This is a genomic window from Faecalibacterium prausnitzii, from assembly GCF_019967995.1.
Lineage (GTDB): Bacteria > Bacillota > Clostridia > Oscillospirales > Ruminococcaceae > Faecalibacterium > Faecalibacterium prausnitzii_E.
The window spans coordinates 2,482,877-2,503,207 of record NZ_CP065377.1; the positions used below are offsets into that span (position 1 = coordinate 2,482,877).

General features: G+C 56.1%; 12 protein-coding genes and 1 pseudogene. 6 read left to right on the top strand and 7 right to left on the bottom strand.

The window, feature by feature from the left end:
• Nucleotides 1–81: 81 nt before the first annotated feature.
• Genes I5P96_RS12070 through I5P96_RS12080 form a run of 3 tightly spaced genes read left to right on the top strand, consistent with a single transcriptional unit; the run spans nucleotide 82 to nucleotide 4,960 of the window.
• Nucleotides 82–2,289 carry a glycoside hydrolase family 2 protein gene (locus I5P96_RS12070; RefSeq protein WP_223382335.1) on the top strand — a complete coding sequence of 736 codons (2,208 nt, stop codon included), beginning with the start codon at nucleotides 82–84 and terminating at the stop codon, nucleotides 2,287–2,289.
• 4 nt (nucleotides 2,290–2,293) lie between these two features.
• The gene (locus I5P96_RS12075) at nucleotides 2,294–4,108 is read left to right on the top strand and encodes a family 43 glycosylhydrolase (protein ID WP_223382337.1); all 1,815 of its coding nucleotides are present in this window, start codon (nucleotides 2,294–2,296) and stop codon (nucleotides 4,106–4,108) included.
• A 3-nt stretch (nucleotides 4,109–4,111) separates the two neighbouring features.
• Entirely contained in the window at nucleotides 4,112–4,960 is an 849-nt protein-coding gene (locus I5P96_RS12080; protein WP_223382340.1) for a sugar phosphate isomerase/epimerase family protein, read from the top strand.
• A gap of 109 nt (nucleotides 4,961–5,069) precedes the next feature.
• On the opposite strand, the gene I5P96_RS12085 is transcribed toward I5P96_RS12080, so the two are convergent.
• Nucleotides 5,070–7,688, bottom strand: a complete 2,619-nt coding sequence (locus I5P96_RS12085) for a family 78 glycoside hydrolase catalytic domain (protein ID WP_411703331.1) — start codon at nucleotides 7,686–7,688, stop codon at nucleotides 5,070–5,072.
• A gap of 1,034 nt (nucleotides 7,689–8,722) precedes the next feature.
• On the opposite strand from I5P96_RS12085, the gene I5P96_RS12090 reads away from it, so the two are divergent.
• The 3 genes and pseudogenes from I5P96_RS12090 to I5P96_RS12100 all read left to right on the top strand — a co-directional run bounded on the left by I5P96_RS12090 (nucleotide 8,723) and on the right by I5P96_RS12100 (nucleotide 11,491).
• Nucleotides 8,723–9,178, top strand: coding sequence for a DUF3592 domain-containing protein (locus I5P96_RS12090; RefSeq protein WP_015564803.1), 456 nt, complete (start codon nucleotides 8,723–8,725; stop codon nucleotides 9,176–9,178).
• A gap of 251 nt (nucleotides 9,179–9,429) precedes the next feature.
• Nucleotides 9,430–10,603, top strand: a pseudogene (locus I5P96_RS12095) (relaxase); the annotation flags it as partial.
• Nucleotides 10,604–10,615: 12 nt separating this feature from the next.
• Nucleotides 10,616–11,491, top strand: coding sequence for a hypothetical protein (locus I5P96_RS12100; protein WP_223382343.1), 876 nt, complete (start codon nucleotides 10,616–10,618; stop codon nucleotides 11,489–11,491).
• Between the two features lie 593 nt (nucleotides 11,492–12,084).
• Here the strand turns inward: I5P96_RS12100 and I5P96_RS12105 are convergent.
• From I5P96_RS12105 to I5P96_RS12130, 6 genes are all read right to left on the bottom strand, one after another.
• Nucleotides 12,085–13,017: a carbohydrate kinase family protein gene (locus I5P96_RS12105; RefSeq protein WP_223382344.1), complete on the bottom strand. Its 933-nt coding sequence runs from the start codon at nucleotides 13,015–13,017 to the stop codon at nucleotides 12,085–12,087.
• A gap of 11 nt (nucleotides 13,018–13,028) precedes the next feature.
• Complete coding sequence (locus I5P96_RS12110; protein WP_223382345.1) at nucleotides 13,029–14,855, bottom strand: amylosucrase; 1,827 nt, start codon at nucleotides 14,853–14,855, stop codon at nucleotides 13,029–13,031.
• 6 nt (nucleotides 14,856–14,861) lie between these two features.
• A complete protein-coding gene (locus I5P96_RS12115; protein ID WP_223382346.1) occupies nucleotides 14,862–17,120 on the bottom strand; it encodes an alpha-galactosidase in 2,259 nt (752 codons plus the stop codon).
• A 109-nt stretch (nucleotides 17,121–17,229) separates the two neighbouring features.
• Nucleotides 17,230–18,066, bottom strand: coding sequence for a carbohydrate ABC transporter permease (locus I5P96_RS12120; protein ID WP_117506307.1), 837 nt, complete (start codon nucleotides 18,064–18,066; stop codon nucleotides 17,230–17,232).
• A 3-nt stretch (nucleotides 18,067–18,069) separates the two neighbouring features.
• On the bottom strand, nucleotides 18,070–18,954 hold the full coding sequence (locus I5P96_RS12125) for a carbohydrate ABC transporter permease (protein WP_117534935.1): 885 nt from the start codon (nucleotides 18,952–18,954) through the stop codon (nucleotides 18,070–18,072).
• A 23-nt stretch (nucleotides 18,955–18,977) separates the two neighbouring features.
• Nucleotides 18,978–20,255 (bottom strand): ABC transporter substrate-binding protein, encoded by a 1,278-nt coding sequence (locus I5P96_RS12130; protein WP_223382347.1) that lies wholly within the window; start codon nucleotides 20,253–20,255, stop codon nucleotides 18,978–18,980.
• Between the last annotated feature and the right edge of the window lie 76 nt (nucleotides 20,256–20,331).

Here is a 20,331-nt window from a genome sequence, read left to right on the forward strand (position 1 = left end):
CACCCTGCAAAGACCGAAAGGGCTCATACGCTCTTTCGGTCTTTGCTGATTCCATCCATCTTTTATAAAGGAGTTTTTACCATGAGCAAGACCATCCTGTTGAATCAGAGCGACTGGCATTTTACCAAGGAGAACCCCGGCATCCCCACCGCTGTTATGGGTGAGGCCATTGCTCTGCCCCACACCTGGAACGCAGTGGACGGTCAGGACGGCGGCAACGATTACTACCGCGGCACCTGCTGGTATACGCTGGCCCTGGCAAAGCCCGCCATCCCGGCAGGCGGCAAGGCTGTTTTGCAGCTGGATGGCGCAGCTATGACCGCCGCCGTCTACCTGAACGGGGAAAAGCTGGCCGAGCACAAGGGCGGCTACTCCACCTTCCGGGTAGACCTGACCGACCACCTCAAAGAGGAAAATCTGCTGGCCATTTCCGTGGACAACCGCGACAACGACACCGTGTATCCCCAGAAAGCCGATTTTACCTTCTACGGCGGCATTTACCGGGATGTGACCCTGCACATCGTCCCGGCAGAACACTTTGCCCTGCCCGCTAATGGCGCACCGGCACTGAAGGTGACCCCCATCGTCACCGACCTTACTGCCAAGACCGCCGAGGTCACCGTGGAAGCCGCCGTGGTGGGCGCACAGAACGTGACCTTTGCACTGGAGGGGCAGACCCTCACCGCCCCGGTGGAAAAGGGCACCGCAAAGGTTGTTTTCACGCTGAACAACGCCCACCTGTGGGATGGCGTGAACGACCCCTTCCTCTACACCGTATCTGCCAAGCTGGACAATGGCGAGGAGACCTCCGCCCGGTTCGGCTGCCGCAAGTTTGAGATCGACCCCCAGAAGGGCTTTATCCTGAATGGCCGGGAATATCCGCTGCGCGGTGTTTCCCGCCATCAGGACCGAAAAGGTGCGGGCATTGCCCTGACCAACGAAATGATGGAGGAGGACATTGCCCTCATTCTGGAAATCGGGGCCAACACCATCCGGCTGGCACACTATCAGCACGCACAGTATTTCTACGACCTGTGTGATGAAAAGGGTCTTGTCATCTGGGCAGAGATCCCCTACATCACCATGCACATGACCAACGGCCGTGCCAACACCCTGACCCAGATGGAAGAGCTGATCGTCCAGAACTACAACCACCCCTGCATTGCCGTGTGGGGCTTGTCCAACGAGATCACCGCTGCTTCTGCTGTCAACGAGGATCTGCTGGAAAACCACCGTCTGCTGAACGAGCTGGCGCACAAGCTGGACCCCACCCGCAAGACCACCATGGCAAACGTGTTTATGCTGGAGACCACCAGTCCCATTCTGGAAATTCCCGATGTGAACAGCTACAACCTCTACTTCGGCTGGTATCTGGGCGAATTGGAGCAGAACGACGAGTTCTTTGACAAGTACCACGCCGATTACCCTGACCGCTGCATCGGCTTTTCGGAGTACGGCGCAGATGCCAACCCCCAGTACCAGAGCAGCCACCCGGAAAAAGGCGACTACACCGAGAGTTATCAGTGCGTCTACCATGAGCATATCGCAAAGATGATCGCCGACCGTCCGTGGTTGTGGGCGACCCATGTGTGGAATATGTTCGACTTTGCCGCCGATGGCCGTGATGAGGGCGGCAAGCACGGCGAGAACCAGAAGGGCCTTGTCACCTTTGACCGCAAGCTCAAAAAAGACCCCTTCTATCTCTACAAGGCCTATTGGAGCAAGGAGCCGTTCGTGCACCTGTGCGGCAGCCGCTATGTAGACCGCGCCGAGGACGTGACCGAGATCAAGGTCTACTCCAATCTGCCGGAGGTCTCGCTGTACAAGGACGGTCAGCTGGTGGAGACCCGTAAGGGCGACAAGGTGTTCACCTTCCAGCTGCCCATCACCGGCAAACACAGCATTGAGGCACGCTCCGGCGAGCACAGCAGCGTGATTCTGGTGAACAAGGTGGACGCCCCCAACCCGGATTACGCCATGGACAACCGCAAGAACGTGACCAACTGGTTTGACGGCGAGCTGGACGAAAGCTGCTGGTCGGTCAAGGACAACATGGCTACCGCCACGGCAGACCCCAAAGTTGGTCCCATTCTGAAGCAGATCTCTGATAAAGCTGCCGCTGCCCGCGGAGATGTTGCCGCCGCCGTGAAGGACAACCCGGCTCTGGTGGCGATGATGGAGCGTGCCATGCGGCGGATGACCATTGAATCCATGCTGATGCAGGCCGGCGCTTCGGAAGAGGACATCAAGCAGCTGAACCGTGTATTGCAGGGCATTTCCAAGGAGTGATTCGATGAAACAAACCTATTGCAACCCCCTTGATCTGGGCTACCGTTACCAGCACATGAAGGAAGGTCCCCGTACAGCAGGTTTCCGGGAGGGTGCAGACCCCACGCTGGTATCCTTCAAGGGCAAATATTACCTCTTTGTTTCCATGTCGGCGGGCTTCTGGTATTCGGACGACCTGCTGCACTGGGACTTCCATGCAGACCCGGATCTGCTGATCTACGATTATGCCCCCGATGTGCGGCAGGTGGGCGATTCCCTGTACTTCTGCGCCAGCCGCAAGGGGCGCAACTGTCCCATTCTGCGCACCGCTGACCCCCTGACCGAGCCGTTTACCGAAGTATCTGCGCCCTTTGCTTTCTGGGACCCGGATCTGTTCTGCGATGATGATGGCCGGGTGTACTTCTACTGGGGCTGCTCCAATACTACGCCCATCTACGGCGTGGAGATGGACCCGGACACCATGACCCCCATCGGTGAAAAGCAGGAGCTGATCTTCGGCAATGAAACCGTACTGGGCTACGAACGCCCCGGCAACAACGGCATTGTGGACCGGGAAGCCAGCGTGCTGTACCAGTCCATGAAGCAGTTCTATGACCCCAAGACCGGCAAGCTGGATCTGCCGCCGCAGATGGCAAACATCCCCGGCCTGAGTGCCGAAAGCCTGACTGCCATGTTCAACGCCGTGGGCAAACCCTACATTGAGGGTGCCTTTATGACAAAGCATGACGGCCTCTATTACCTGCAATACGCCTGCCCCGGCACCCAGTACAACACTTACGCCGATGGTGTATACACCTCCACTTCTCCGCTGGGTCCCTTTGTGCGACAGGCATCCAACCCGTTTTCCGCAAAGCCCGGTGGATTCATCACCGGCGCAGGCCACGGCAGCACCATTGCCGACCGCTATGGCAACTGGTGGCACGCCTCTACCATGCGCATTTCCGTCAACTATGACTTTGAGCGCCGGGTGGGGCTGTTCCCTGCCGGGTTCGACAAAGACGGGGTTCTCTACTGCAACCAGAACTTTGCCGATTACCCGCACTGCATCCCGGCTGGCAAATTCGATGCCGCCAGCCAGCAGCCGGAATGGATGCTGCTGAGCTACAAAAAGCCGGTCACGGCTTCCAGCACTGCCGAGGGCAGCAGCCCGGCACTGGCCGTCAACGAGGACTGCCGCAGCTGGTGGAGCGCCGCCGGTACAGAGCCGGGCGAATGGCTCTGCGTGGACCTTGGCAAAGAGAGTGATATCCGCGCCATTCAGGTAAATATGGCAGATGAAACGCTTGTGGTGGACTTCCCGGCCGACAGCTACGGCGATACCCGCAAGACCCGCCACATCGAGACCCGACCGCAGATCTCCCATTACACGGTAGAGACCAGTGTGAACGGAGCAGACTGGACGACCCGCGAAACGGTTGTCCGGGAGTGTTCCAACGGCTACTACGAATATGCCGACGGCATCCGCGCCCGGTATGTCCGGGTGACCGGCGGCGAACTGCCCTATGGGCAGGCACTGCGCATCAGCGGCCTGCGGGTGTTCGGCAACGGCGAAGGCCCGAAGCCCGCACAGGCCGAAGCCGCCGGGATTCGTGTGGATGCACTGGACGCAAAGATCAGCTGGCAGCACATCGAAAATGCGCAGGGCTGCAATGTCCGCTATGGCGTTGCACCCGACAAGCTCTATCTGAGCTGGCTGGTCTACGATGCAGACGAAGTGACCCTATCCACCCTGACCGCCGGGCAGGAATACTACATCTGCGTGGACAGCTTTAACGAAAACGGCATCACGCCGGGCAAGACATTCAAACTGGAGGGGTAAATCATGCCCATCAAAGCCATCCAGCAGTTTATGCTGGGCACTGTACTGAGCAACGAACAGCAGGCGAAAGAAACGCTTGCCGCCATGAAGGCCGCCGGGTACGACGGCATTGAACTATGTGGATTTATGATTCATCCCATTGGCTTTGTGGTAAAGCTGCTGACCAAGGCCGCTGGAATGCCGGTGGGCAAGGGCGGCAATCTGGACTGGCACAAGCTGGTGCAGGAAGCCGACCTGAAGGTGGTCAGCCTGCACACCGACCTTGGCAGTCTGGAACGGGATGCCCATGCAGTGGCCGAGGAAGCAAAGAGTTTTGGCACGGAGTATGTGGTCATCACCGGGATGTACCGCTTTGATTATGGCGATGAAGCCACGATGCACCAGTTGGCACAGCGGCTGAACAAGGCGGGCGAGACCCTGCAAAAAGAGGGCATCCATCTGCTCTACCACAACCACAACTGCGAGCTGCGTCCTGTGAACGCAGAAAAGCGTGCTTACGATATTCTTTTAGAGGAAACCGATCCGGCCTTCGTCAACTTTGAGTTTGACAGCTACTGGTTCACCGAGGGCGGTGCAAACGCCTTGGCGTGGATGCAGCGGCTTGGCGCGCGCATGAAGCTGTGGCACATCAACGACCGGGGCACCCGCATCACCGGCAGCGCCATTACCCCCATTCTGAAAACCGACAGTATGGAGCTGGGCACCGGCAACATGGATCTGGACAGCCTGATGACACAGGCACTTGCCGTGAATGTAGATGCCATCATTCTGGAAAGCCACCGCAACTGGGTGGACAATTCCCCTGTCAAGAGCTTCCAGCTCAGTGCAAAATACCTTGCACAAAAATTCTGATCTGCCATTTTCTCATCATTTCCTTCTTCATTACCCCATAAAAGCAACGCCCCGCACCGGTTATTCCTTCCGGTGTGGGGCGTTGTGTTTTGCGGGGAATATTTTTGCGTTACAGGGTATGGGTTCCCGGCTGCAAGGTCAGGTTTCTGCCATCCGGGAGGACAACTTCTGCGGTCAGATTACAGGGCACGGTGATGGTGTAGGTCACGGCATCGCCTGCATACTGCCAGCCGCTTTCAATGCGCCCCACCGGGGAATCGTACACCGCTTTTGCCCAACCCAGTGCAGGGTTCGGGGTGGGAGCGATGGTCAGGGTCTGGCCTGCCAGATGGATGCCGCACACACCGCCGAACAGCCAACCGCAGATCGCGCCATAGGAGTAGTGGTTCAGGGATTCACTGGGGTGTCCATTGGTGTCAATGCCCGTCCACGTTTCCCAGACGGTGGTAGCGCCCTGTTTGACCTCATAGAGCCAGCTGGGGGCGGTATCCTGCAGCAGCAGCTTGTAAGCGGTGTCCGCATGACCATACTTTGCCAGCACCTCACAGAGGAAGGGCGTGGAAAGGAAGCCGGTGTTCAGGTGGCAGCCGTTTTCCAGCACCATCTGGTTCAGCGTATCCGCAGCGGCTTGGCTCTCAGCTTCATCCAACAGACCGAATGCAATGGCACGGACATATTCGCACTGCCGGTCGGATGTGATTTTTCCATGATCCGTAAAGGCGGCACGATAGGCAAGGCGGGCTTTTTCCGCTGTGTCACGGTACTGCGCTGCGTCCTCTGCCTTGCCCAGTGCCTGTGCAATTTCTGCCAGAAGCCGCCCGGAATAAGCCAGATACGCCGTACCCACGCTTTTGCGCGGGTTCATCATCGCCTGCATGGGGGTAATGCCCGGCTCACACCATTCGCCGTAGTCCAGACCGTTCAGAACGGTGTATTTGGCGTACTCGCCGGTCTGCTGCTCCTCGGTGGTCTGCTGGGCACGACCCAGCAGGAACGCATACCACTTCTGCATCATCTCGTAGTTGTCTGCCAGAATCTTGCGGTCGCCGGTACGCTGATAAAGAGCGTAGGGCACCAGAATGGAGGCATCGCCCCAGCCCGCCGACATACAGAGCATGGGAGTCATATAACCGGGGCGGCTGGTGGGCGGAGCAATGTTTGCCATGCGCCCATCCGGGTACTGGTTCAGGCGGCATTCTGCCAGCCATTTTTCCACCACCGGGTAGCAATCCATCAGGGTCAGACCGGTTTCAATGAACACCCCCATGTCGCCCGTCCAGCCGGCACGCTCACGGGTAGGACAGTCGGTGGGGATATCGCAGAAGTTGCCCTTCTGGCTCCATACGCTGTTTTGCACCAGCTGGCTCACATCCGCATTGCCGCACCCAAAGCTGCCGGTCACCGGCATCTCCGAATAGACGGCATGGGCGGTAAACTCTGCACCGGTCAGGTCGATGTCCGTTTCCACCTTTGCGTACCGGAACCCCATGATGGTAAAGCTGGGCTTATAGTGGTTTTCGCCCTCTTTGCAGATCAGCTCCAGCATCTGTGCCGTGCCGCCCTCTTTGTGGCGGTTCCGATCCTGAAAGTTCTCCTGTGTGAAGTTGCCGTTCTCGTCCAGCGTTTCGCCGCAGAGCAGACGGATCTTCTGACCTTCGTGGGCAGTCAGCTTCATTTCTACATAGCCTGCCATATTCTGCCCGAAATCCAGAACCGTTTCTCCATTGGGTGTGCGGAACAGCCTGCCCACAAAGGCTTCCTGCTCCCGGATGGGCACGGTGTTCATGCCAATGAGGGGGAGCGTGTTGGGCGCAGTTCTCACGCCGTGCCAGCCGGTCAGTTCTCCTTCCAGCCGGGCATCGTACACTTCGCCCTGCTGCAGATCGTTCTGGCGGATGGGGCCGCACTGGGTTGCTTCCATGGCATCATCCGAAACGCAAACCGCCTTGCCATCCACTTCCAGCTGGAACAGGACAGTCAGTTCCTTGCCGAACAGGTCGCGGTCACCATCCACACCGGAAGTGCTGCGGTACCAGCCGTCGCCCAATGCGATCAGCAGCTCGTTTTCCCCCTCACGGACAAGCGCTGTCACATCGTAGGTCTGTGCCCCAAGGTGCTTGTCTGCGGTAAAGCTGCCGGGAGCAAGCACCATATCGCCGATTCGCTTGCCGTTCAGCCATGCCATATACAGACCCTTGGCGGTAATATACAGCCGCTTGCTTTCTCCTGCCGGGGCGGTGAACACTTTGCGCAGATAGCTTGCCGGACGGTGGGGCTGATACGGCTGCGCCTGCCCTTTGCCGGAGGCTTCCAGCGCAGCCTGCTTCTGCTCCCAGTTGGGCTTTGCAAAGGCGTTGATTGCATCGGTGCAGTCGATATCCGGCTCTTCCGTTTCCGGGCAGACCCACACGCCCTGCCAGTCGGCAAAGGGCAGACCCGTTTCAAAGACCGCTTCGCTCCACGCACCGGGCTGGTCGTTTTCATCCCACAGCCGGATGCGCCACTGTCCCTGCGTCTTGGGCGGCACAGGGGTGGGCGTTTCGGTGTGCATCACACTGCTCAAGATCTTTCCGCTTGCCCACAGTGTTTCAGCTCCGGCGGTCACTTCGATTTCGTAGGCGGTCTGGCGCACGCCTTCGGCGCACTGCCACGATAAAAACAGCGTCCCGGCATCTATGCCGAGAGGCTGGGTCAGATGATTCGTTTTCAGGTTTGTTGCTTGCATCATCCACATCTCCTTTTTCCGTTTGATCTCTGCTCTTATTATAGAGGGAATCCCACGGAATAAGGGTGCAAAATTTTGTGTTATCGGTCAAAAAATCGTGTTATTTATGACAATTTAAAAAATTCATCTTGCTTCACGACTTTTCATCCGTACTATCTGCGGCTCTCCTGTTATACTTTGGGTAAGGCAGGGATTGCACGATAAAATAAGTCCTACTCTCTCCACTTTACTGGCATAAATCTCTCAAAACCCTCTTGACGCATTCTACATACTGTGGTATTTTTCTTCTAAATTCCACCGTTCTTGTGGATTGGTTTGAAACCCTCTACAAGATGTGGTCGTGTTCATTTTGAACGCTGCCTCACCGTGGATTTTCCCTGAAAGATTTACCGCCCCGCAACACACCCGATCAATTTTGCCGCCGATTCACCCGACAAAATCATCGCTGCGCTGCGTGGGCGGTATTTTTCTTTTCCGGGGAAGATTGCACCTTGAAAATTTCATGAGCCGTCCGAACGTGATATCGGCTTTCCAGTCAACGACGCTGCATAAACAGGGGCAGGAACTTCGTTCGGAGCAAACGGCGATCAACATACACGAGCAGTGGAACTCTCTACTTATTTTTGCGTCTTAACAATTCGGAAACATCTGTTAAAAATACATTTTGAGCGCAGCGGTAGAGGACAAGAACCGTCCCGTGGCCACAAATTTTCAATTCTTGAAAATTTCCTGTCCATCCGGGACTTCACTTCTCAAACTCTTGCGAGTTTTCCAAGTGATCTTGTTGGGGCGTGCCTGCCCCAAACCCTGCCGAGTAACAATAAAGTTCATAATTGTTCCATGGACTGAGTATAACACATCTTTCGACGATACACTACTCCTCTTTTTGCAAAAATCCAATTATCTTTGGTGACCTGTCGTGAGATACAATTATTTCATGTCGTTTCACCAATCACTTGACTTGGTTTGAAAAAACACAGAGCATATGATACAATAGAACAAATAATGTTGTCTACCGAGAAAGGAAGTGTCTTTCCATGAAAAAAATCCATAAGTTCTTTTCTAAAGATTTGCTCCATATTCTTGGTGCTGTTGGGATTTTTGTTGCTTTTCTGATTTCTATCGCCTATAAGCAAGTTGGAATCGGGGCACTCATAGCTGCGTGGCTTATTGCTATGGCAATTATCGGGGTAGCATGGATTACAGACATCCGCAAAGCAGACCTGCTGAAAAACGGAAAGATTGTTTCCGGAAAAGTTAATGCAGTAAAAAGGGTTCACATAAAATTCCACATGAGTACCTATCACCTTGCTGATGAAGATGTAATTTATCCTTGGGTGATTCGGTACCAATACAAGATTGGAAAAGACACTTATTATGGACAGTCCCATTGGTTTTGGTTCAACCCTCTCGTGAGCAAGGGAACACCTATAAAGGTGACTATTGACCCTCAAAACCCAGAAAGAAGCATTGTTGCTGCATGGGAAAGTTAATAGATTGTTTCTTTCCTCTATGATAACGGAAATTTCAAAGGAGCGTAATCTCCTTTGGCACACGACTTTGGAACAAAGTCTAGTGTGTTACACCTCGATAGAGGTGTGCCGCTCCCAGACACAAAAAGTCCCATGGCCAACACCTCGGCGGTGTGGTCATGGGACTTAATGCTTTTTAGGCCTAGCGGAGTGAACAGTAACCAATCCTGACATCCAGTTGCCGTGTCATTTGTTGAATACTGTTTTACGAACAGTCTGCGGACGTGAAGACCCACCATTATACCATCAGCTTCGACCCGAAGGACGCAGTAGAGAACGGCCTGACCATGGAGCGGGCGCAAGCCCTATATGCAGAAGCCCCGCGACTGGCTAGAGGGCATGAAGCACTCCAGCACAGCCCAGACCATGCGGCACTTGCGTGTTGAGGTCATGGAACTGTGCGAGAGTGTTGGACTGTACCAGATTGACCTGCTCAACGGCTCGAAAGAGCGTGTCAGCGAAGCTGAGTATTGGGCGCGTAGGCGTGGTCAGTTGAAACTTGACCGTGAGAACGCAGCCCTTACCGCAACCGGACAGCAGCCCAAGCAGAAGAAGTTTGAAACCGTAAAAGATACCCTGCGGAAACAGATTTCTTCAGTGCTGTACCGTGCCACGAGCTTTGAAGATTTTTCCGACAGGCTCTTGCAGCAGTACGGCATTGCCGTCAAGGAAAGTCGCGGATGCTTAAGTTATCTGCCTGCTGGCAGAACGAAGTTCATCCGGGCAAAAAAGCTCGGTGACAAGTTCGATCAGGCAGCAGTGCTTGCCGCCTTGCAGGAAAACGCTGAGCGCAAGCGCACGATTCAGTTTAAGCCTGACCGCATCGGGAAACTGGTGGATATTCAAGCGAAGCTGAAGCAGGGCAAGGGCATCGGCTACGAGCGTTGGGCGAAAAAACACAACCTCAAAGCCATGGCACAGACCTTGATTCTCCTAGAAGAAAAGGGCTTGACTGACGAGGGCGCACTCGACCAGAGAATTACAGAGCTTGATACCAAGTTCCACGATTCGCTGGCGGTGGTGAAAGACCTCGAAGGTCGTATGAAAGCCAACAAAGAGCTGCGCTATCATGTCGCAGCCTACGCCAGCACCAAGAACATCGCACAGCAATTAAAAGCTGCAAAACGACCCGCAGCCTTTGAAGAACAGCACCGTGCAGAGCTGACAGCGCACCGGGCGGCAGCAGCCTATTTCAAGGCAAATGATATCACCAAGCTGCCCAGCCCGAAAAAGCTGGAAGCCGAGTATGCGCAGCTGGCATCCGAAAAGGCGAAGTTCTACGAGCAGTACAAGGAATCTAAAGAGGAACTGCTCAAACTGAAAACCGCAAAGCAGAATGTTGTGTCCTTTTTCCGGGAGGAAGAACCGGCGCAGCAGGAGAGATAAAGGAGTGCGCGTATGATCAATCTGAAAATCGATCCGGAGTTCCAGAATCAGATTCCGCCGCTGACGGACGATGAGTACAAGCAGCTTGAAGAAAATATCCTCAAAGAGGGCAAGCTGCTTTCTCCTTTGATCGTTTGGAATAACATCCTTGTTGACGGCCACAATCGTTATGCCATTCTCCAGAAGCATCCTGAGATTTATTTTTTCACCATGCCGCTCCCGTTTGAAAGCAGAGAAGAAGTTCTCGCTTGGATCTGTAAGAATCAGCTGGGGCGGCGCAACCTCACGCCGGAACAGAAGAAGTTCCTCATTGGAAAGCAGTACAGTGTGGAGCATCGAAAGCCCGGTGGAAACGGCAACAACCAGTATACGGTTACTACCGAAGAACCTGTTCAGGAGGAATTGTGTCAAAATGACACAATTCCTCCCACTGCTACGGAAAACAGCGTCCGTAAGCAGATTGCGGAGCAACACAATGTCAGCGAATCCTATGTTGCCCGTTCTGAAAAGTTCATGCGAGGCGTTCAGATCATGGAGCAGATGATGCCCGGTACGAAAGAGAAGATCCTGTCCGGGCAGTTCAAAGTCCGTGATGCCGATATGCACCGTCTTGCCAGAGCCGATTTTCCGAATCGCAAGCAGATCGTGCACGAGATTCTGCACCCGGAGGACCGCTCTGCTCCGCAGAAACGCATCTACGGAATCAACTATTCTGCGCTGGAAGTCGCCGTCCGGCGGATTCAGCAGGACTTTGATTTTTTGATGAGATACTTGCCTAAGCTACCGGACGATTCCTACGCCAAAACTGAAACGCTAAAAATCCTCAAGCAGCACAAAGCGTATATGGCACAGTTTGAAGAAATGCTGAACGATAAAGAAATCGCATAACGACAGACACTTGTAAGCCATCAACGAGCCACCAGCCGCAAGTGCAGGGCGGAAAGCATCCGCGCCCTTGCGCCTGATATGAAATTGGAACTTTGATTTTCTCGCCCAACTTAGCCACGGTGGGACGATCAAAGGAGCGTGCGTTTGAACAAAAAGAAAAAGTCCACAAACACTTCCCCTTACCCCGATGAAGTCATCGACCGTCTGGCACGGGCATTCTATCCGGCGGTCCTTGCCTGCTGGAACAGCGAGGAAGGCCAGCGGTCACTTGTCGGGGCAAGGCCCCTCCATCTTGCTTGCGCAAGACCGTTCGGTCGCTTAAAAGCCCCACTGGGGCTTTCATTGCTCCGCTGCGCTGCGCAAACGCGAGCTTGCCGCGTGGCAGGCGGAACAGGCCCATCACACCCCCAGCAAAGAAAAACAGAGCGTTCCCGACGGGGAACGCCCTGTTGTACATATCGCTACCGTATGTGGTCTTTGGCAGGGTGCGTCCGGGTGGACGCGCCCTGTTTTTTATTTTGTCCTTAATCTTCTAACCCATGGTTTCCGGCCACCGGCCTGTATGATTTGCTACAGGTCGGTGGCCGGTTCTGTTATTTTTCGATTTCTTCCAATGTAGGCATGGCAGGGATCGCACCGTGGCGGCTGGTGGTGATGCTGGCAGCTTTATTAGCAAAGGCCAGAATGCTTTCCAGCTTGTCCACGGTCAGGGTGTTCAGCTCCTCCTTGCAGAGCTTGGACAGGGCAGCCCCAAAGAAGGTATCGCCTGCGCCGTTGGTGTCGCCCACCTTGCAGGGAACGCCAGCTACATGACCAGTCTTGTCCCCAAAGCGGTAGAATACGCCGTTTGCACCCAAGGTGACAAAAATCAGCCGGATGCCGTTCTGTGCCAGCTGGGCTGTGCCCTCGGCACAGTCGGTGGTGCCGGTGATCAGAGGCAGCTCTTCATCGGACACTTTCAGGATATCCACCAGCGGCAGGGGGGCTTTCATCTGGGCAATGGCATCCTCTTTGTTCTTCCAGAGGTTTGCACGGTAATTCGGGTCATAAGTAATGACAGCACCCAGCTTTTTGGCACGGGCGGCGGCATCCAGCGTAGCGGTACGGGAGGGGTCAGCGGTGAGGCTGACCGAGCCAAAGTGGACGATTTTAGCAGCTTTCAGAGCTTCGTCCGAAATGTCCTCCCTGCACAGCATCACGTCAGCGTTGGCACTGCGGTAGAAGCTGAAATCCCGCTCACCGGCGGCATCCACCGAGACCACCGCCATGGTGGTGGGATGGTCTGCATCCACCGCCATGCCGGAAACATCCACCTTGTTTTCCGCCAGAACCTCTTTCAGGTAGCGGCCAAAGGCATCTGCCCCCACCTTGCCGATAAAGGCGGTCTGTGCGCCCAGCCGGGCGGCAGCTACCGCCAGATTTGCCGGGGCACCGCCTGGGTTTGCGGCAAACTGAGGAATGCCCTTTTCGTCCTTACCGGTCTGGGTCAGGTCGATCAAAACTTCACCGATCGTTACAATATCCATGGTTGCTCCTTTCAGCGGCGCACCAGCAGTGCCTGATACGGCTCCAGTTCCACATCCGCCAACCAGACCGGCTTGCCATCGGCGGTCTTATACTCGCCGCCCAGCGCATCCAGACTTGCCCCTGCCGGGTACTCGGTAAAGTTGAACAGTCCCACCAGCGTCTCCTCGCCACGCTTGCGCACCAGTGCCAGCACACCGGGGTTGTGGCTGTCCCATGTGGTCACCCACGCATCCGGGGCAAAGCAGGGGTCTGCCCGCATTTGGCGCAGCTGCTCCATGCCCTGCCACAGCTGATTTTGCAGCGTGCCTTTTTGGGTGCGCTGTTTTGCGTCCTCCCAGTTGAATTTTGTGCGGTGCAGATTGCGGCTGTCCTCCACGCGGTCGGGGTCGTTTTTGTAATCCCAACCGTTGCGCTGTGCGATCTCATCCCCGCAGTTCAGCATGGGGAAGCCCTGCAAAAACGCCATGGCAGTGTGCAGCAGCAGGTCGCGCTTCACGGCGTAGTCCAGTGCGGTCTTGTCGTCCTTTTCCAGTGCCTGCTCCACGCCGCACAGACTGGCGGTGGTGCCGCAGCTCCGGGCGTCGCCGGTGGCAGGGTCGTAGTTGTACAGCTCGCCCTTTGCCCAGCTGCCGGGGAAATTGCCCTCGTAGAAGTGGTACAGGTATTCCTTGTGCTTCTGCGGGTCAATGCCCAGCCGGTTTTCCACCGCTTCATCCAGACCCCAGCCGATGTCATCGTGGCAGCGCAGATAGTTCACGAACCAGCAGTTGTCCGGCAGGGCATGGAGGGCATCCAGCTGCGCCTTCAGCAGCCGGGTGTCCCGGCTGGCAAGGGCACCCCACAGGTTGACCATGGTGGATACGTTGTAGAGCATGTGGCATTCCGGTTTTTCCGGGGTGCCGAAGTAAGCAGCCAGCTCCTTGGGAGCCATGACCACCTCGCCCTTGAGGATGACCGCCGGGCAGACGCATTCCAGCACCATGCGGAGCATCCGCACGATGGTGTGCACCTGGGGCAGATTGCGGCAGGTGGTGCCCAGCTGCTTCCAAATGTAGGGCACGGCGTCAATGCGGAACACTTCCACACCGAGGTTTGCAAGGTGCAGGATGCTCTTGGTCATGTCCACGAACACCGCCGGGTTTGCATAATTCAGATCCCACTGGTAGTCGTGGAAGGTGGTCAGCACCCACTTGTGCATCTCCTCACACCAGGTAAAGTTGCCGGGTGCGGTGTTGGGGAACACCTGGGGCACAGTCTGCTCGTACTGGTCGGGGATGGTGCGGTCATCATAGAGATGGTAATAGGCCTGAAACCACGGGTCGCCTGCCTTTGCTGCCATGGCCCAGCGGTGGGTGCTGGCGGTGTGGTTCATGACAAAATCCAGACACAGGCTGATGCCGGCTTTGCGCAGTTCGCGGGTCAGATTCTCCAAATCCTGATTTGTGCCGAGGGCAGGGTCTACGGTGTCAAAATCCTCCACCGCATAGCCGCCGTCGTTGTGGGGGTGGGGCATTTGCAGCAGGGGCATCAGGTGCAGATAGGTCAGCTTCTGCTCCTTGAGATAGGGCAGTTTCTTTGCCAGTCCTTTCAGGTTTCCGGCAAAGAGGTCGGTATACATGGTCATGCCGAACATATTGCCACGCTTGTACCACTCCGGGTCGGCAGAGCGTGCCTTGTCCAGTGCTTTCAACTCGGCGCTGCGGGCGTTGTAGGCTTCTGCCATCTCCCGCTCCAGAACTTCCAGCCCTTCCCGGTTGTGGTACAATTCCATGAACAGCCATTCCAGCTCGTCCTTGTGGTGGGCAAAGCGGGTGGAAAATGCAGTTTGATCCTTCATATCCTTTTATCCTTTTCGAGTCAGATGAAGCTGCATGCTGGGGTAATCGCCAAACAGCTGCGGCAGGACAAGCCCCGCATACAGCAGCGTGCTGCCGCTGAACCGCATCCCCTTGTGAATGCCGTCCTCTATGGCTTTGCCGCCGTCGCGGTCATACTGAGAGCCGAAATAGTCGATGCCATCCAGCTCATACACAGCAGCCTCCTCCAGCCCACGGAAGCAGAGGTGGATGGGCAAGGGATTCGCCTGCGGATGGGTCACCACCAGATTCAGCAGTGCCTCGCTGCCGTCCTCTGCGGCAAACTGCCATGCCGTGAAATATGCGTTCTCTGCCGGGTCGGTCAGCCGGTAATAATCGCCGGTACGGATCAGGTCGTTCAGCCGTTTGAACCGCTTGATCTGGTTTTTCACTGCAGTGCACTCGGCGCGCTTTAATTTGCCCAGATCCAGCTCGTAGCCAAAGGTGCCGCTCATCGCCACCACGGCGCGGGTGTCGATGGGGGTCGTGCGGCCGGTCTGGTGGTTGGGGCAGGCAGAAACATGGGCACCCATGGTGCAGACCGGGTAGCCAAAGGAGGTGCCATGCTGGATCGTCAACCGTTCAATGGCATCGGTATCATCACTGCACCAGATCTGGGGGTAGTAGCACAGCATTCCGGCATCAAAGCGTCCGCCGCCGCCTGCGCAGCCCTCGAACAGCACCTCCGGGAAGCCCTGCGTCAGCCGCTCTGCCAGCGCATAAACGCCCAGCATATAGCGGTGCATGATCTCTCCCTGCTGCTCAGCAGGGAAAGCACGGCTGTACACATCGCTCATGCTGCGGTTCATATCCCACTTGATATACTCGATGTGATGCTCCCGCAGCAGCTTGCCGATAGCCTCTGCCAGATAGTCCACCACCTCCGGGCGGGAAAGATCCAGCACCAGCTGGTTGCGCCCCATGGCAGGCTTGCGTCCGGGCAGGGTCAGCGCCCAGTCCGGATGGGTGCGGTACAGCTTGGAGTTCTCGTTGACCATTTCCGGCTCGATCCACAGGCCGAATTTCATGCCCAGCGCATTGATCTGCTCGATCAGCGGATCCAGTCCGCCGGGCAGTTTTTCGCAGTTCACGGTCCAGTCGCCCAGACCCTGATTGTCGTCATTCCGGGTGCCGAACCAGCCATCGTCCAGCACCATCATCTCCACGCCGAGAGAGGCCGCTTTTTCAGCGATCTTTACGATCTTTTCGGTGTTGAAATCAAAATAGGTGGCCTCCCAGTTGTTGATCAGCACCGGGCGGCGTTTGTCCTTCCACGGGCCGCGGCAGATGTTGCGCCGCAAAAAGCGGTGGTACTGCTGGGAAAGCGGGGTCAGACCCTCTGCCGCAAAGGAGAGGATCACCTCCGGGGTATCAAAGGTCTCGCCCGGCTTCAGATTCCACGCAAAGCGTTCCTCCTGAATGCCGCTCACTACCCGGACAAGTCCGGTCTGAGAGCGCTCCACGTCCATCTGGTAGCTGCCGGAATAGACCATCATCACCCCGTAGCAGGCACCGCTGGTCTCCGTTGCATCCCGCTGGCAGAGGATCAGGAAGGGATTATTGTGGTGGCTGGAGCTGCCCCGCACCGAAGAAATGGTCTGGATATTGGTGCCCACAGCTTCCCGCTCCAGCTGCCGTTCCATGGCGTGTCTGCCGTGGAAATGCAGCAGATCCCATCTGCCAAAGGGCAGATCCAGACAGGCAGATGCCGCCTTGTCCAGCCGCAGCGGGGTATCTCCGTGGTTTGTCAGCCGCACCGCACGGGTGATGACATCCTGCTGTGCAAACACGCCGTACAGCAGCTCCAGCGTCAGACCGGTGGCCTCGTCCTGCATTCGGACGATCAGGGTCTCGGCATCGTTTTCCTCTGCGTGGGCACAGGGCAGACCGGTCAGGGAGTATTTGCCGGATTCTATTGTATGATCAACATAGGTGAAATCCGCACCGAATGCACCTTTTTCGTCTGCGACTGTCAGACAGGAGATGCGGAAATCACCCACGTTGCAGCCGGTATACTCCTGCGGGAGCAGATCCGGGGAAATGCCCCGGTGGGTGCGGTAAGCGTAGTAATCCGGCGAGAATCCCCGGTCTGTGCGAGGATACAGCTGCATCAGGTCCCCGGTGCCGATGGTTTTGCCGTAGTACAGATGCAGCAGGTGCCCCAGCGCATCCACCTTCATGTGGTAGCTGGTATGGGCGGTCTCCAATACAAAAATGCGGGAGTCAGAATCAAATCGAATGCTCATTAGTTCAACACCTCAAAGAATTATTTCCAACAAAAATGCCGACAGGCAGGCGGTCGTATTGGAACGGCTACCCGCCTGTCGGCTATGATGAAGGAGAAATGTGAATTGCTTATTTACCGCCGGTCATGGCAATGCCCTGAATAAACTGCTTTTGGAAGATCAGGTACAAAATCACCATGGGGATCATGGCCAGCAGGCTGCCTGCCATCAGCACCGGGAAGTTGGTGGTGTACTGACCGTTCAGGGTAGAAAGGCCGGCAGACAGGGTCATCATGTTCAGATCGGTGTTACAGATCAGCGGCCACATCAGGTCAGCATAAGCGAACACCGCCGTAAAGATGGCCAGTGCCGCCATGCTGGGGCCGGTCAGCGGCAGCATGACCTTGACGAAGGTCTGCCACTTGTTGCAGCCGTCCAGATACGCTGCCTCTGCGATCTCGTTGGGGATGCCCAGATACGCCTGCCGCAAAAAGAAGGTACCGAAGGCGCTGACCAGACCGGGGAACACCAGCGCGAAGATGGAGTTGGTGGCTCCCATCTTTGCCAGCATCTGGTACTGCGGAATAATGAAGATCTGGCTCGGCAGCATCATCTGGATCAGCACCAGACCGAACAGCAGCTTTTTGCAGGGAAATTCCAGCTTGGCAAAGGCATAGCCTGCCATGGAGCTGAACACCACCGCAAAGATCACACGGAACAGGATCAACAGACCCGTATTGACGTAGAGGTTGGTAAAGGGCAGGCTCTGCAATGCCTTGACAAAGCTGTCCAGATTCCAATGGGAGGGCAGGATCTGCGGCGGGATCGCCATAGACTCCGCCTGCGTCTTGAAGCTGGTGAGCACCATCCATACAAAGGGGAAGATCATGCTGATGCTGCCGAGGATCAAGACCAGATAGGTAAAGAACGTTACGACATTCTTTCTGGTTTTCAGACTGGCATTCATAGTTTACACCTCGTAATTGACCCACTTCTTCTGACCGATGAACTGCACCAGGGTGACCAGACCGATCAGCAGCACGGTCCACACCACAATGGCCGATGCGTAGCCCTTATTGCCGGCAACAAAGCTCTCGCGGTAGAACAGGTACATCAGGCTCTGTGCACTGGTCAGCGCAGGGTTCGTCTGCTCCACCATCATGTAGATCAGATCGTAGACCTTCAGGGAAGCCATCAGACGCATAATGAGCACCACAAACAGGGTGGGCGACACCATGGGCAGCGTAATGCTGAAGAACTGGCGGATCTTGGATGCGCCGTCCAGCTCGGCGGCTTCGTACAGGGACTGGGAAATGTTCTGGATGCCGGACAGCAGCAGCACGGCATCGTAGCCGATGGAGCTCCAGATGGAAACGATGGCACAGGTGACCAGAACGATCTTGGGGTCGGTCAGCCAGCGGATGTTCGTGCCAAGGACCTGATTCAGAATGCCGTACTCCGCATTGAAGATCCACTTCCAGACCATTGCTACCGCAGCAGGAGCCACCACCATGGGCAGGAAGAAGATGGCGCGGAAGGCGGTCTTGCCCTTGATCTTTGCGTTCAGCAGCACTGCCACGATCAGCGCCAGAAAAACGCCCACCGGCACAGTGAGGATGCAGAAGTAGATGGAGTTCCAGTTTGCCTTCCAGAATTCCGCATTGCGGAACATTTCAAGGTAGTTTTCCAGACCGCAGAACTGATAGGCTCCAAAGGCTTTCGTCTTGGAAAAACTCATGTAGATGGTCTGGAAGAACGGGATAATATTCAGGATCATCAGACCGAGGATGGTGGGAGCTACCATGACCAGCCCCCAGAAACGCCCATCCCGACCCAGTTTTGATGTGCTTTTCATTTGGTTCCTCCCAAGCTGCATTTTCAGCCCGCACTCGCCTGATCCACAATGTCCTGCATCTTCTGCAGGCCGGTGTCGATATCCTCGGTACCTGCGTAGATCTTCAGCAGCTCATCATTGACCTTGCTCTTCCACTCCGGGCGAGAGGCGTTGTTGACGCTCTGAATGCTGTACTCAAACATCTCAATGAAGCACTGGATATTGATGGGATACTCTGCAAAGCAGCCTGCCCAGGTATCCTCCAGACCCTGATAGGCAGGGATGGCCGCACCGCTTTCACCCTGAATGCGCTGGCCCTCCTCGCTGCCGAAGAACTTCAGGATATCCTTCACGGTGTCCAGATTCTTGTTGCTGGCAGCAGTCGCGTAGCACAGACCGTTGGAGATGGTAGCACGGCCGTCTCCGCTTTCCGGGTCGGGGCACTTGGGCAGAACAGCCACATCCCACTTGCCCACCATTTCGGGGTAGTTCTGCAGCTCGGCAAGGATGTTCCAGTCGCCTTCCAGGAACATTGCGCCCTTCTCGGAGAAGAAGGCAGTGCCGGGAGCGGTCTCGGCAAAGTAGGTCTGGTCCGGGCACCAGTCGTTCTGCTGGAGACCGATGTAGAACTTCATTGCCTTTTCGGTGGCAGGCTGGGTAAAGCCCGCCTTGGTCTTGTCCTCGTTCAGGATGTAGCCGCCAGCCTGATACACAAAGTTCCAGTAACCAAGCTGGTCGTCGGCGTATGCCATATAGCCGTACTTGCCGGTGGCAGCGTAGATCTTCTCGGATGCGCTGACCAGATCGTCCCAGGTCCAGTTCTCGTCCGGGTAAGCAACACCGGCAGCATCGAACATCTCCTTGTTATACACCAGACCGACCGTGTCCTTGTCCTTGGGGACTGCATACAGGGTACCGTTGGAGCCCATGGCGTTGGACAGCGAGATCTCCGAGAACTTGTCCTTTTCCACAATGTCGGTGCAGTCTGCCAGCATCCCGTTGTCGGCATACTTCAGCAGCTCGTTGGTGTGCATCCAGAAAATATCCGGCATCTGGTTGCTGGTGGCTGCAGCCTCCAGCTTGGTCCAGTATTCGTTCCAGCTGGTGACCTGCACCTCAATGCTGACATCCGGGTGCTGCTGGGTGTAGGCCGCACACATAGCCTCCATGCCTTCCTTCTGTGCAACGTCCCAGATCTGGAAGGTCAGTGCCTTCTTGCCGCCGGAAGAACCGCTGCCGCTGTTGCCGCCGCAGGCTGCCAGCATGGATGCGGCGCTCATTGCCGCCATTGCCTTTACGAATTGTCTGCGAGAGATCTTCATTTTTGTTCTCCTCCAAAGTCCTTATTCCGTAGGGTGATCTTCGTACTGTGTCGCACCGGCCGGGTCGATTTTCTTG